The following is a 13,068-nucleotide window of genomic DNA, read 5'->3' as shown; positions in this document are numbered from 1 at the left end:
CGGTTCCCCGCGGTCCGCGGGCACCCGTTGCACAAGGATAGGACCCGGCCCACCCGGGGCTGCGCGGGCCAGACGCTTTCCGCTGTCCGCGTACGGGGCCCGCTCCCGGGCCTGCCGGTACGATGGTCGCTCGTGACTTCCGACACCTCCGCCCCCCGGGCGCACGCCGTCCCCGAGGCGCCGGCCGCCGTCCTCTGGGACATGGACGGCACCCTCGTCGACACCGAGCCCTACTGGATGGCCTCCGAGCACGCGCTCGTCGAGTCGTTCGGCGGCGTCTGGACCCACGAGGACGCGATGAGCCTCGTCGGCTCCGGACTCCCCGCCTCCGCGCGGATCCTGCAGGGCAAGGGCGTCGATCTGAGCGTCGACGCGATCATCGACCGCATGACCGACGAGGTCGTCGCGCAGCTCGCCGTCGAGATCCCGTGGCGTCCCGGCGCCCTGGAGCTGCTCTCGGCCGTCCGGGAGGCCGGTGTCCCGCAGGCGCTGGTCACCATGTCGATCGGGCGCATGGCGCGCGCCGTCGTCGACCGCCTGCCGTTCCCCGCCTTCGCCACGATCGTCAGCGGGGACATGGTCCAGCGCAGCAAGCCCGACCCCGAGGCGTACCTCCTCGCCGCGAGCACTCTGGGAGTCGAGGTGGGCGAGTGCGTCGCCATCGAGGACTCCCATGCCGGACTCGCCGCCGCCGTCGCCTCGGGCGCCGCCGCGATCGGCGTCCCGCACCAGCTCGAGCTCGACGCGCGCGCCCCCTACGCCCTCTGGCCCACCCTCGCGGGCCGCACTCTCGCGGACCTCGCGCTGGTGTCCTCCGAGCACCGCGGCGACCGGCCGCGCACGACCGAGACGGAGGCCCTCCGATGACCGGTGAGGCACTGCAGCATTCCGGACCCTTCCGCGCGGGCGACCGCGTCCAGCTGACCGGCCCCAAGGGGCGGATGAACACCATCACGCTGATCCCGGGCAAGGTCTTCCACACGCACCGGGGCGGCATCGAGCACGACACGATCATCGGCCTCCCCGACGGATCGGTGGTGGTGAACACCGTCGGTGTCGAGCACCTCGCGCTGCGGCCGCTGCTCGCCGACTTCGTGATGTCGATGCCCCGGGGCGCGGCGATCGTCTACCCGAAGGACGCTGCGCAGATCCTCGCTCTGGCGGACGTGTTCCCGGGAGCCCGCGTCGTCGAGGCGGGGGTGGGCTCCGGCGCCCTCTCCCTGTGGCTGCTGCGCGCGGTCGGCCCGACGGGGCGCTTGTCGTCCTTCGAGCGCCGCGACGAGTTCGCCGATGTCGCCCGCGCGAACGTCGAGACGTTCCTCGGGTACACCCCGGACAACTGGAGCGTCACCGTCGGCGATCTCGTCGACGAACTGCCCGGAGCGGTCGCGCCGGGAGAGGCCGACCGCGTCGTCCTCGACATGCTCGCCCCCTGGGAGTGCCTCGACGTCGCCGCCGACGCGCTCACCCCGGGCGGCGTCCTGCTCTGCTACGTCGCGACCGTCACGCAGCTCTCCCGTGTCGCGGAGGCGATCCGCGCCTCCGGGCTGTTCACCAACCCGTCGTCGAACGAGACGATGGTCCGCGGCTGGCACGTCGAGGGCCTGGCCGTCCGCCCGGATCACCGGATGATCGGGCACACCGGCTTCCTCATCACCGCGCGCCGGCTCGCCCCGGACACCGTGCTGCCCGAGCTCAAGCGCCGTCCGTCGAAGACGGACTTCAGCGACGAGGACGTCGAGGCGTGGACGCCCGGCGCCCTCGGCGAGCGCGCCGTGAGCCCCAAGAGCCTGCGCAAGCGCGTGCGCGAGTCGGCGACCAGCGCCGAGCTCTCCCGCGCCCGCGGCTTCGGCGCCGAGGAGTCCGACGAGGTCCCCGAGGGCGATGAGGGCATCGTCTAAGATGGATGCGGCCTCCGGGCCGCTGCCCGGTCCTCCCGCCGCCGGGCCCCTCCTGCTCCGCTCCACCCCGTCGAATAGAGGACCCGTGCGCCGCACCACCGCGCTCATCGCCAGCATCGGCATCGTCGTCGCCCTCGCGGGATGCTCCGCGTCCTCGCCGACCGCCGACTGCGACGCCCCCTTCACCGCCGGGGACTCCTCGTCGGCGGTCGAGGCCAGCGGCGACTTCGGTGCGCAGCCCGAGGTCTCGGTGCCCAGCCCGCTGAAGGCGACCACGTCGCAGGTCAGCACCCTGATCGAGGGGACGGGCGCCCCGCTCGAGAAGGGGCAGCTCGTCACGATCGACTACACCCTCGTCAACGGCGCCGACGGCAGCGTCCTCGAGGCCTCGCCCTACGACGGCGAGAGCACCGCGCGCTTCGCCGTGGGCGGCTCCGGGCTCGTCGGACTGAACGACGGGCTCCTCTGCACGCAGGTCGGCTCCCGCGTCGCGATCGCCATCGCTCCGGAGGACGGCTTCGGCGAGTCCTCCGCGCAGCTCGGCATCGCGCCCGACGACACGCTCGTGCTGGTGGCCGACGTGCAGAGCGCGTCCCTCGCTCGTGCGGACGGCGACCAGCAGCCCGCCCCCAACGGCTTCCCGACGGTCACCCTCGACGAGAACGGCACCCCGGGACTCGCCAAGCCCTCGGGCGACGCTCCGACCGAGCTGGAGATCGCGCAGCTCAAGAAGGGCGACGGGCAGGTCGTCGAGGAGGGCGACCAGGTCGTCGTCGCGTACACCGGCTGGCTCTGGAGCACCGGCGAGTCGTTCGACTCGAGCTGGGAGAAGGGCGCGCCCGTCGTCTTCACCGCGGCCGACGGATCGACCGCGCAGGGCGGCGTGATCCCCGGCTTCGCCGACGCGCTCATCGGCCAGCCCGTCGGCTCGCAGGTCATCGCGGTCATCCCGCCCGAGCAGGGCTACGGCGACACCGAGCAGTCGACGATCCCCGCCGGCTCGACGCTGGTCTTCGTCGCCGACGTGCTCGGGATCGCCTGAGTCGGCCGCGCCCTAGACTGGAGGGCGTGCCCGCCGACGCCTCTCCCTCGAGCCGCATCCCGGCCGAGGAGCGTCTGTTCAACCTCGTGCTCGCCCTCGTGGCGGCCGAGAACGGGCTGACGAAGTCGGACGTGCTCTCGACCGTGCAGGGCTACCGCCAGCGCTCCGACCGGGGGGACCGGTCCTCCCTCGAGCGCCAGTTCGAGCGCGACAAGGACGACCTCCGCGAGCTCGGGATCCCGATCGAGACGGTCGACGCCCCGGGCGACCCCGGGAACACCCAGACCGTGCGCTACCGGATCGCCAAGCGCAGCTACGACCTCCCCGCCGACATCGCGTTCGACCCGGAGGAGGTCGCGCTGCTCCGCCTCGCCGGTGCGGTGTGGCGCGAGGGGACCCTGTCGGCCGAGTCCCGTCGCGCGCTGATCAAGCTGCGCTCCATCGGCGTCGAGTCCGTGGACCCGGTCATCGGCATCAGCCCCTCGATCCGGGTGCGCGAGGCATCGTTCGAACCGCTGAGCACAGCGCTCGACCGCAACCAGGTCGTCCGGTTCCCCTACCTCAAGCCGGGCGGCGCCGAACCGCGGCTCCGCACCGTCCGGCCGCGGGCGCTGGTCAACCACCAGGGTCGCTGGCACCTACACGCCTGGGATGAGAGCGCCGAGGGGACCCGCACGTTCCTGCTCGCGCGCATCGTCGGACCGGTCTCCTCGACCGGACGGACGTTCGAGCCGGAGGAGGGGGACCAGGCCGTCCTGGCACTCGCCCAGCTGGACGAGGTGCTGAGCCGCACGAGCGCACTCCTGCGGGTCGCCGCCGACTCCGACGCGGCGCTGCGCCTCGGCCGCCGAGCAGAGACGTCGGGGGAGGGGGAGCACGTGCTCCGCCTGCACTACACCGACGCCGACATCCTCGCCGACGAGTTGGCGGGATACGGACCCGAGGTCGTCGTCCTCGAACCGGTCGAACTCCGCGATGCGGTGGTCCGGCGCCTCCGGCGCTCCCTGTCCGATCACGAGTCCGCGTCCGACTCCGGAGGGAGCCACGATGGCTAGGCCCCGCACGCTCCAGGCCCGCGATCGGCTCGCGGTCCTGCTCTCGCTCGTCCCCTACCTCCTCGACCGCGGCCGCGTCGCGGTCGAGGAGGTCGCCGAGCACTTCGACATCTCGCCGGAGGAGGTCCGCCGGGCGGTCCGCCTCATCGCCGTCTCCGGCATCCCCGGCGAGACGTCCCAGTACCAGGCCAACGACCTCTTCGACATCAGCTGGGACGACTTCGAGGAGAACGACCACGTCGAGCTCACCCAGCAGGTGGCCATCGACGACTCCCCGCGCTTCTCGGCGAGGGAGGCGGCCGCGCTGATCGCCGGGATGCAGTACCTCGCCGCGCTGCCCGAGAACCAGGGCAACGACCGCATCGCCACCCTGATGGGCAAGCTGTCGCGCGGAGCGTCATCGGCCCCGAGCGCCGTCGCCGTCGCGCGCGGCACCGGCGCGGACGCCGGGCTCGAGGTGATCCGGGCCGCAGTGGCGGCCGGCACGCAGCTCGCGTTCGACTACCGCAACGCGCGGGGCGAGACGGAGTCGCGCCTCGTCGATCCGTTCCTCCTCGAGTCGGTCGACCGGGACTGGTACCTCCGCGGCTGGTGCCACCTCCGGGAAGGGGTGAGGACCTTCCGCGTCGATCGGATGCGCTCGCTCACCGACACAGGAGCGCCGATCGTGCGCCGTCGGCACGAGGTGACGCTGCCCGAGAGGCTCTTCGAGGCGTCGGACAGCGATCTGCTCGTCGACCTGCGCGTGGCGCCGAGCTCGGTGGCGCTCCTGGGGGACTACGCCGTCGACGCCGAGTTCCCGCCCGTTCCCGCCGATGAGGCAGGGCGAGGGGTGCTCGTGCGGATCCGCGTCGCGCACCTCGAGGGGCTCACGCGCCTCGTCGCGTCCCTGCCCGGCCTCGTCACCGTCGTCGCTCCGCCGGCGGCGCGGGAGGCCGTGGCCCAGTGGACGCGCGCCGCGCTCCGGGCGAACGGGGAGGCCGGGTCATGACCTGGTGGTCCTGGATCCTGATCTGGACGCTGCTCGCGATCGGCGCCCTGACGGTGCTCGCGCTGTTCCTCGTCTCGTACTGGCGCAAGGGAAGGGTCCTCCTCCGGCAGCTCGAGGAGCTCACGGCGAAGCTCGACGAGATCCAGCCGGACGACGGTGCTCCGCAGGTGCAGCGGCCGCCGTCCTCCCTCTTCGCCGACCGCGATGCGGTGCGCAGGGCCCACGAGTCGCGTCGCGACTCCCGCCGTGACAGGTCCGAGGATCGACGGTCCGCGAGGGTCGAACGGGGTAAGCTCCTCGTACACCGCAACCGACAAGCAAAGTGAGTCTGCAATGTTCGCTGGCCTCCAGGGGTGGCACCTCCTCATCATCCTCGCTGTGATCCTCCTGCTCTTCGGTGCGCCCAAGCTTCCCCAGCTCGCGCGCAGCGTCGGACAGTCGATGCGCATCTTCAAGAGCGAGGTCAAGACCATGAAGGAGGAGGACGGCCCCGAGCGCCGCGACTCCACCGAGGGTCCCGCGTCGACGACCGGCACCACCTCCGGATCGACCACCGGCACCGGCACGACCACGCCGCCCGAGTCACCGCTCAAGTAATGACCTCCGTGGCAGCGAAGAAGCCACGGACGAAGCGAGCGGGGAAGGATCCCGAGGGGCGCATGTCACTCGGGGCTCACCTGATCGAGCTTCGCAACAGGCTCTTCAAGTCGGCAATCGCGATCGTCCTCGGCTGCATCGCCGGATGGTTCGTCTCGGAGTGGGTCTTCGAATCCCTCAAGGCGCCCATCCTCGAGGTGGCGTCCTCCCAGGGCAAAGAGGCGATCCTCAACTTCCCGACCATCGCCGGTGCCTTCGATCTGCGGCTGCAGATCGCCATGACCGTCGGCATCGTCATCGCGAGCCCGGTGTGGCTCTATCAGATCTGGGCGTTCCTCGTGCCCGGTCTCACCAAGAAGGAGATGCGGTACGGCCTCGGGTTCATCCTGACCGCGATCCCGCTCTTCTTCGCGGGCTGCGCCGCGGGCTGGTTGGTCTTCCCGCACATCGTGGAGCTGCTCACCGGGTTCACCGGTGACAACGCCGCGAGCTTCATCGATGCGAAGTACTACTACGACTTCGTCCTCAAGCTCGTCCTGATGGTCGGCATCGCCTTCGTGCTGCCGGTCTTCCTGGTGCTGCTGAACTTCCTCGGGATCCTGCCCGGGATGCTGATCCTGAAGTCGTGGCGCATCGCCATCATGGTCATCGTGGTCTTCACCGCCATCGCGACCCCGGCCGCCGACCCGATCTCGATGTTCCTCCTGGCCATCCCGATCATCTTCCTGTTCTTCCTCGCCTGCGGGATCGCGATCCTCCACGACCGGCGCGCGGCGAAGCGCATCCCGGTCTACGACGGCACCGCCTCCGACCTGCCCGCGTGAGCGAGCAGTCCCCCGCGGAGCGCTTCGCCGCCTTCCGCACCCGTCAGGGCCACGCGAGGGTCGAGTCGTTCCGCTCGACCCTCGCCTTCGATCTCGATCCGTTCCAGTACGAGGCGTGCAGCGCGCTCGACGACGGGCGCAGCGTGCTCGTCGCGGCGCCCACGGGCGCGGGCAAGACCGCGGTGGCGGAGTTCGCGATCCACCTCGCGATGCAGGACCCGACGGCGAAGGTCTTCTACACGACGCCGATGAAGGCGCTCAGCAACCAGAAGTTCCAGGAGTTCGTCGAGGACTACGGGGCCTCCGAGGTCGGACTCCTCACGGGGGACTCGAACATCAACGCGCGCGCCCGCGTGGTCGTCATGACGACAGAGGTGCTGCGCAACATGCTCTACGCCGATTCCGATCTGCTGCGCGACCTCGCCTACGTCGTCATGGACGAGGTGCACTACCTCGCCGACCGCTTCCGCGGGGCGGTATGGGAGGAGGTCATCATCCACCTCCCGCAGCGGGTGCGGCTGGTGTCGCTGAGCGCCACCGTCTCGAACGCGGAGGAGTTCGGCGACTGGCTGCAGACCGTGCGGGGTGAGACCGAGGTCATCGTGTCGGAGGAGCGGCCCGTGCCGCTCGACCAGCACGTGCTCGTCGGCGGCAAGCTGGTCGACCTCTTCGACTCGTCCGGGCGTGCAGCGACCAACCGGGTCAACCCCGAGCTGGCGAGGATGGCCCAGGGCGGCTCCCGCGTCGAGCGGGGCGGGCGCGGGGGCCCGCGCGGCCGCGGCCGCGGGCGGTTCGCCGACACCCGCCCGGCCGAGGAGCTCGTGCCGCGCTCCGAGGTGGTCGAGATCCTCGAGGGCAAGAACCTGCTCCCGGCCATCTTCTTCGTCTTCAGCCGGGCCGGCTGCGACCAGGCGGTCCGGCAGGTCCTCCGCTCCGGTGTCCGTCTCACCGAGCGGCACGAGCGCGATGAGATCCGCGCGATCGTCGAGGAGCGGTGCCGAACCATCCGCGACGAGGACCTCGCGGTGCTCGGGTACTGGGAGTGGCTCGACGGCCTGCAGCGCGGCGTCGCCGCCCACCACGCGGGCATGCTGCCCGCGTTCAAGGAGGTCGTGGAGGAGCTCTTCCTCCGCAAGCTCGTCCGGGTGGTCTTCGCGACCGAGACGCTCGCCCTCGGCATCAACATGCCGGCGCGCACGGTCGTGCTCGAGAAGCTCGAGAAGTTCAACGGCGAGGCGCGCGTCCCGATCACTCCGGGTGAGTACACGCAGCTGACCGGCCGCGCCGGTCGCCGCGGGATCGACGTCGAGGGGCACTCCGTCATCCAGTGGCGGGCCGGGATGAACCCGCAGGCGGTCGCCTCCCTCGCCTCCCGCCGCACCTACCCGCTCAACTCGAGCTTCCGTCCCAGCTACAACATGGCCTGCAACCTGATCGAGCAGTTCGGCCGCACGCGCACCCGCGAGATCCTCGAGTCGTCGTTCGCGCAGTTCCAGGCCGACCGCTCCGTCGTCGACCTCGCCCGCCGGGTGCGACAGCAGGAGGAGTCGCTCGCGGGGTACGTGACCGCGATGCAGTGCCACCTCGGCGACTTCGAGCAGTACGCGGCGATCCGCCGCGAGATCGGCGAGCTCGAGCGTCGGGGCGCCGTCCGCGGTGAATCGGCCTCGCACGCCGAGCGCGAGAAGCGTCAGGGCCAGCTGAACTCCCTGCGCCGCCGGATGAAGGCCCATCCGTGCCACGCCTGCTCCGATCGCGAGCAGCACGCCCGCTGGGCCGAGCGCTGGTGGAAGCTCCGCCGGGAGACGGACGAGATCGAGCGTCAGATCCGCTCGCGGACCGGTGCCGTCGCGAAGGTCTTCGACCGGATCACCGAGGTGCTCCTCGAGCTGGGGTACTTCCGCCGCGACGAGGCCGGCGAGCTCTCGCTGACTCCGAACGGGCGGACGCTGCGCCGGATCTACGGCGAGCGGGACCTCCTGGTCGCCGAGTGCCTCCGCAAGCAGGCCTGGACGGAGCTCGACCCCGCGGGGCTCGCCGCCATGGCCTGCTGCCTCGTCTTCGAGCCGCGACGCGAGGAGGGCACGCTCAACGAGAAGTTCCTGCCGCGCGGCGGGTTCCCCGAGGCGCTCGAGAAGACGCAGCTGCTGTGGGCGCACCTCGACGACGTCGAGCGCGACCACCGGCTGCCCGGCAGCAACCCGATCTCGACGAGTCTCGCGCTCGCCATGAACATGTGGGCCAGGGGGATGCCGCTGGACGCGGTGCTGCGCGAGGCCGACATGGCCGCCGGGGACTTCGTGCGCTGGGCCAAGCAGACCATCGACCTCCTCGACCAGCTCTCGGTCGTCGCCGACGGCAAGGTGGGCCGTGCCGCACGCACGGCGCTCGACTCCGTCCGCCGGGGCATCGTCGCCTACTCGACGGTCGCATGATCGCAGCGACTCCCGCGCCCCTCGGGCGCACGGCACCGCTGTGGCCGGCAGTGATCCTCGCCGGACTCGGGGGAGCGGTCCTGGATCGGGGCTTCCCGGACACCGACCTCTGGCCGCTCGCGATCCTCGGTGCCGCGGCGATCCTCTTCGCCCTGGCCGGCCGGGGCTTCTGGAGCGGAGCCCTGGTCGGCCTCGTCGGCGGCGGCGTCTTCTGGGGCGTGCACATAGAGTGGCTGACGCTCTACCTCGGCCCGGTCCCGTGGCTCGCTCTCGCCGGTCTTCAGGCGATCTTCTTCGCCCTGTCGGCGGGGCTCATGGCGATGCTCTCGACCCGCGGGCACCGGGTCTGGACCGGTCCGCTCGGGCGGATGGTCGGCATCCCCGCCCTGCTGGCCGCTCTCTGGGCGGGACGCGAGACGATCACGAGCGTCTGGCCGTACGGCGGCTTCGCCTGGGGGCGGCTCGCGCTCTCGCAGTCGACGGGTCCGCTCGCCGATCTCGCGGCGTGGGTGGGCTTCACCGGGCTGAGCTTCGTGGTCGCCTTCCTCGCGGCCGTGCTCGCGCAGGCGGTGCGCGAGATCACCGTGCCCGCGAGCGCGCGGGTCGCGACGGTGGCCGGTTTCGCGATCGCGGCGCTCGTCTTCCCGGCGTGGCCGGCGCCGACCGACGGCACGACGCGGATCGCCGCGATCCAGGGCGACTCCGACGCCGGGCTCTTCTCGGCGAGCTATCGGGGGCAGATCCTGGAGGATCACACCTCGGCCACCCTGCCGGTCCTCGACGAGGACGTCGACATGGTCGTCTGGCCCGAGAACGGGGTCGACATCGACCCGACCAGGAACGCCCAGTCCGCCGCCGTGCTCGACTACCTCAGCCGCACCATGGACGCGCCCTTCATCGTCGGGACCATCACGAATCCCGAGGAGGACGTCTTCTACAACAGCTCGCTGCTCTGGAAGGCGGGGGAGGGGGCGACCCAGGTCTACGACAAGGTGCACCCCGTGCCCTTCGCCGAGTACATGCCCGATCGGGCGTTCTGGCGGATGTTCGCGCCCGACCTCGTCGACCTGGTGAGCCGCGACTACTCGATCGGCACGAAGCCCAACGTCTTCGACATCGACGGTGTGCTCGCTGGCATCGCGATCTGCTTCGACATCTCGGACGACGCCCTGACCAACGCCATGATCGACGGCGACGCCGAGATCATCCTCGCGCAGACGAACAACGCCGACTTCGGCCGCACCGACGAGAGCGTGCAGCAACTGGCCATCGCCCGGCTGCGGGCGATCGAGACGGGCCGCAGCGTGGTCAACATCTCGACGGTGGGAACGAGCGCCATCATCGCGCCCGACGGCTCGACGCTCGACTCCCTGACATGGTTCGAGCCGGGTGCCATGGTGGACGAGGTCCCCCTCGCCTCCACCACGACCCCGGCTCTCGTGTGGTCCCGGAACCTGGGCTGGTACTTCCTCGCCGCAGGTCTCGCGGGTCTGGTCTCGTTCGTCCTGCGGACGCGCGATCCCCGACCCCGGGACGCAGGTCGGCGCTAAGCGCCGATCTTGTGCTCGCCTCGACGGGCACGGAGATAGGCGAGCCGCTCCTCGAGCAGCTCCTCCAGCTCCGCACGGGTCCGGCGCTCGAGCAGCATGTCCCAGTGGGTGCGGGGAGCCTTCTGCTCTCCGCGATCCACCACGACGGGCTTCGAGTCCACCAGGAGGGTGGCCTCGTGACCGCAGGAGCGGCACTCCCAGGTCTCCGGCGCTTCGGCGTCGGCCGAGAACACCATGTCGGTGTCGTGGCCGCAGTTGGTGCAGTGATAGGTGTGCGTCGACCGCGGTGAGAAGACGACGCCTTCCTCGCTCTGCAGGCTCTGAGAGCCCAACCTCATTCCGCGCAAGCTTCGATCTGCCATTGTGTGGTCTCCTCTCGCTGTGCTCCGACAAGTGTCGACCGCGTACCTGGAGGTGGTCTTGCGGTCCGGACCTTTGCCAGAGAACCTTCAGGTCATCGGGGTAGTTCCGGTTCCCGGCCGCGGAGGGAGTCGACGGCCGCGCGAGCGAGGTCGGTCCGGTCGGTGACCAGGCCGTCCACGCCGAGGGCGAGGAGGTGCCGCATCCGCTCCGGATCGTTGATCGTCCACAGGTGGATCTCGGCTCCGGAGGCGCGCAGACGGGCGAGGACCGGGGGAGTGGCGACGCGGAGCCCGAGGGCGGACTCCGGGACCTGCAGAGCGTCGATGCCCGCGAGGGCGAGGCGCACGGGGAGCGGCGCCCCCAGGTGCGCACCGAGGAGGGCCGCGACGAACCGGGGCGCCGAGGCCGACGTCGCGACTCCCGGCAGCAGCCGCACCGCGGCGGCGCGACGCCGCTCCGAGAACGAGGTCAGCAGGACGCGATCGGCGGCCGCGAGACGACCGACGGCGTCCGCCGTCGGGACGACGGCCTCGCGCGCTTTCACGTCGACGTTGAAGCGGGCCTGCGGTAGTCGTCGGAGCGCGTCCTCGAGGCTCACCAGGCGCTCTCCTCCCGGCAGGACCACGCGCGCCAGGTCCTCCCACCGCTCGTCGGCGATCCGGTGGACGATGCCGCTGCCGTCGAGGACCTCCGCGTCGTGCACGAGCACGGCGATGCCGTCGACAGTGGCGCGCACATCCGTCTCGAGCAGATCCGCCCCGGCGGCGATCGCGCGCTCGAAGGACTCGAGCGTGTTGCCGATCCGGTCGGGGCCGAAGCCGCGGTGGGCGATGACGCGCGGCCGCTGTCCCTCGAGGAACGGCGGCCGTCGATCGATCACGTGCGCGCTCTAGAAGCCCGGGGCCGGGGGAGCGGCCTCGCTGTCCTGCGGGCGGTCCGCGCGCTGGGCGTTCTGACCGAACGCGGTGCCGATGCCCTTGAGCGCCTCGGTGAGCTCGCTCGGCACGATCCAGAGCTTGTTCGCGGTTCCCTCGGCGATCTTCGGCAGCGTCTGCAGATACTGGTAGGCGAGCAGCTCCTTGTCGGGCCGACCCTGGTGGATCGCCTCGAACACGGTGGTGATGGCCTTCGCCTCGCCCTCGGCGCGGAGGACGGCGGCCTTGGCGTCACCCTCGGCGGCCAGGATCGCGGCCTGGCGGTGCCCCTCCGCGTTGAGGATCTGCGACTGCTTCGTGCCCTCCGCGGTGAGGATCACCGCGCGGCGATCGCGCTCGGCGCGCATCTGCTTCTCCATGGAGTCCTGGATGGAGAGCGGCGGGTCGATCGCCTTCAGCTCGACGCGACCGACGCGGATGCCCCATTTGCCGGTGGCCTCGTCGAGGACGATGCGCAGCTGGCCGTTGATGTTGTCGCGGGAGGTCAGCGCCTCCTCGAGGTTCAGCCCGCCCACGACGTTGCGCAGGGTGGTGGTCGTGAGCTGCTCGACCGCGCCGAGGTAGTTCGCGATCTCGTAGGTGGCGGCACGGGCGTCGGTCACCTGGAAGTAGACGACCGTGTCGATGGAGACGACCAGGTTGTCCTCGGTGATCACCGGCTGCGGCGGGAAAGACACGACCTGCTCACGCAGATCGACCGACGGACGCACCCGGTCGATGAACGGGATGACGAGGTTCAGACCGGGGAGCAGGGTGCGGTGGTACTTGCCGAGCCGTTCGACCACGCCGGCGGTCGCCTGCGGGACGATCCGGATCGCCTTGAAGAGGACGACGAGTGCGAGGACGACGATGACCGCGACGATCACCAGTGTCACTGCGGCGGAGGGATTCACGAGCGGCTCCTTTCGGCGGGGACGACGACAGCGGTCGCGCCGTCGATGGCGGTGACGACGACGCGTTCGCCGACACCCAGTGGACGCTCCTCGACGAGGGGGGACAGTCGCGCTGTCCACGTCTCGCCGTTCACGAGCTTCACCTGACCGGGCCCGGGCCCGGCGACCACCACGCTGCCGCCGAGGCCCAGCAGGGCGTCGGCGCCGGTCGGCGCGGGGTCGCCGCCGCGGGCGAGGAGGCGGAGCAGCGGAGGCCGGACCGTGAGCAGCAGCAGCACGGCGAGGACGGCCGCGACCGGCACCTGCACCCAGAAGGGTGCTCCGACCAGCGCGGCCACGAGGCCGCCGACGCTTCCGACGGCGAGCATCAGGAAGGTGAACTCGAGGGTGATCGTCTCGACGACCACGAAGATCAGGATCAGTGCGAGCCAGAGGATCCACGCGTACTGCATCACGGCGTCCATGCCGGGTGCTCCTTCCCC

General features: G+C 71.1%; 14 protein-coding genes. 10 read left to right on the top strand and 4 right to left on the bottom strand.

Translation table 11 applies throughout. The annotated features are described in order from the left end of the window. The first annotated feature begins 132 nt into the window (after window positions 1-132). The 10 genes from IOC53_RS01160 (at window position 133) to lnt (ending at window position 10,395) form a co-directional block, all read left to right on the top strand. Complete coding sequence (locus IOC53_RS01160; protein WP_307786016.1) at window positions 133-867, top strand: HAD family phosphatase; 735 nt, start codon at window positions 133-135, stop codon at window positions 865-867. Beyond that, window positions 864-1,901: a tRNA (adenine-N1)-methyltransferase gene (locus IOC53_RS01155; protein ID WP_207402565.1), complete on the top strand. Its 1,038-nt coding sequence runs from the start codon at window positions 864-866 to the stop codon at window positions 1,899-1,901. Before IOC53_RS01160 ends, IOC53_RS01155 begins: the two co-directional genes overlap by 4 nt. Window positions 1,902-1,986: 85 nt before the next feature. Beyond that, the gene (locus tag IOC53_RS01150; protein ID WP_207402564.1) at window positions 1,987-2,943 is read left to right on the top strand and encodes an FKBP-type peptidyl-prolyl cis-trans isomerase; all 957 of its coding nucleotides are present in this window, start codon (window positions 1,987-1,989) and stop codon (window positions 2,941-2,943) included. A gap of 26 nt (window positions 2,944-2,969) precedes the next feature. Next, window positions 2,970-3,998: a YafY family protein gene (locus IOC53_RS01145; RefSeq protein ID WP_207402563.1), complete on the top strand. Its 1,029-nt coding sequence runs from the start codon at window positions 2,970-2,972 to the stop codon at window positions 3,996-3,998. Then, window positions 3,991-4,989: a YafY family protein gene (locus IOC53_RS01140; RefSeq protein ID WP_207402562.1), complete on the top strand. Its 999-nt coding sequence runs from the start codon at window positions 3,991-3,993 to the stop codon at window positions 4,987-4,989. The genes IOC53_RS01145 and IOC53_RS01140 overlap by 8 nt, the downstream gene beginning before the upstream one ends. Next, on the top strand, window positions 4,986-5,315 hold the full coding sequence (locus tag IOC53_RS01135; RefSeq protein WP_207402561.1) for a hypothetical protein: 330 nt from the start codon (window positions 4,986-4,988) through the stop codon (window positions 5,313-5,315). Before IOC53_RS01140 ends, IOC53_RS01135 begins: the two co-directional genes overlap by 4 nt. 7 nt (window positions 5,316-5,322) lie before the next feature. Next, window positions 5,323-5,586 (top strand): Sec-independent protein translocase subunit TatA, encoded by a 264-nt coding sequence (tatA, locus tag IOC53_RS01130; protein ID WP_207402560.1) that lies wholly within the window; start codon window positions 5,323-5,325, stop codon window positions 5,584-5,586. 62 nt (window positions 5,587-5,648) lie between these two features. Next, window positions 5,649-6,410 carry a twin-arginine translocase subunit TatC gene (gene tatC, locus IOC53_RS01125; protein ID WP_207402559.1) on the top strand — a complete coding sequence of 254 codons (762 nt, stop codon included), beginning with the start codon at window positions 5,649-5,651 and terminating at the stop codon, window positions 6,408-6,410. Next, a complete protein-coding gene (locus IOC53_RS01120; RefSeq protein ID WP_207402558.1) occupies window positions 6,407-8,845 on the top strand; it encodes an RNA helicase in 2,439 nt (812 codons plus the stop codon). The genes tatC and IOC53_RS01120 overlap by 4 nt, the downstream gene beginning before the upstream one ends. Then, window positions 8,842-10,395, top strand: a complete 1,554-nt coding sequence (gene lnt, locus IOC53_RS01115; RefSeq protein ID WP_207402557.1) for an apolipoprotein N-acyltransferase — start codon at window positions 8,842-8,844, stop codon at window positions 10,393-10,395. The genes IOC53_RS01120 and lnt overlap by 4 nt, the downstream gene beginning before the upstream one ends. Here the strand turns inward: lnt and IOC53_RS01110 are convergent. The 4 genes from IOC53_RS01110 to IOC53_RS01095 form a co-directional block, all read right to left on the bottom strand. Continuing rightward, window positions 10,392-10,757: an RNA polymerase-binding protein RbpA gene (locus IOC53_RS01110; RefSeq protein ID WP_207402556.1), complete on the bottom strand. Its 366-nt coding sequence runs from the start codon at window positions 10,755-10,757 to the stop codon at window positions 10,392-10,394. The genes lnt and IOC53_RS01110 overlap by 4 nt on opposite strands. A 92-nt stretch (window positions 10,758-10,849) precedes the next feature. Continuing rightward, on the bottom strand, window positions 10,850-11,638 hold the full coding sequence (locus IOC53_RS01105; protein ID WP_207402555.1) for a glycerophosphodiester phosphodiesterase family protein: 789 nt from the start codon (window positions 11,636-11,638) through the stop codon (window positions 10,850-10,852). Between the two features lie 9 nt (window positions 11,639-11,647). Then, entirely contained in the window at window positions 11,648-12,586 is a 939-nt protein-coding gene (locus tag IOC53_RS01100; protein ID WP_207402554.1) for an SPFH domain-containing protein, read from the bottom strand. Then, a complete protein-coding gene (locus IOC53_RS01095; protein ID WP_307786025.1) occupies window positions 12,583-13,038 on the bottom strand; it encodes an NfeD family protein in 456 nt (151 codons plus the stop codon). The genes IOC53_RS01100 and IOC53_RS01095 overlap by 4 nt, the downstream gene beginning before the upstream one ends. Window positions 13,039-13,068: the final 30 nt, after the last annotated feature.

Origin of the sequence: Rathayibacter sp. SD072 (genome assembly GCF_017355185.1) — a bacterium.
In the GTDB taxonomy this organism is placed as follows: Bacteria; Actinomycetota; Actinomycetes; order Actinomycetales; family Microbacteriaceae; genus Rathayibacter.
This window is presented reverse-complemented; position numbering and strand designations above follow the sequence as displayed.

Bases quoted from the DNA above. Each gene is read 5' to 3' on its own strand.
- IOC53_RS01155 (WP_207402565.1), top strand. From the start codon at position 864: ATGACCGGTGAGGCACTGCAGCATTCCGGACCCTTCCGCGCGGGCGAC.
- IOC53_RS01140 (WP_207402562.1), top strand. From the start codon at position 3,991: ATGGCTAGGCCCCGCACGCTCCAGGCCCGCGATCGGCTCGCGGTCCTG.
- tatC (WP_207402559.1), top strand. From the start codon at position 5,649: ATGTCACTCGGGGCTCACCTGATCGAGCTTCGCAACAGGCTCTTCAAG.
- IOC53_RS01135 (WP_207402561.1), top strand. From the start codon at position 4,986: ATGACCTGGTGGTCCTGGATCCTGATCTGGACGCTGCTCGCGATCGGC.
- IOC53_RS01110 (WP_207402556.1), bottom strand. From the start codon at position 10,757: ATGGCAGATCGAAGCTTGCGCGGAATGAGGTTGGGCTCTCAGAGCCTG.
- tatA (WP_207402560.1), top strand. From the start codon at position 5,323: ATGTTCGCTGGCCTCCAGGGGTGGCACCTCCTCATCATCCTCGCTGTG.
- IOC53_RS01095 (WP_307786025.1), bottom strand. From the start codon at position 13,038: ATGCAGTACGCGTGGATCCTCTGGCTCGCACTGATCCTGATCTTCGTG.
- lnt (WP_207402557.1), top strand. From the start codon at position 8,842: ATGATCGCAGCGACTCCCGCGCCCCTCGGGCGCACGGCACCGCTGTGG.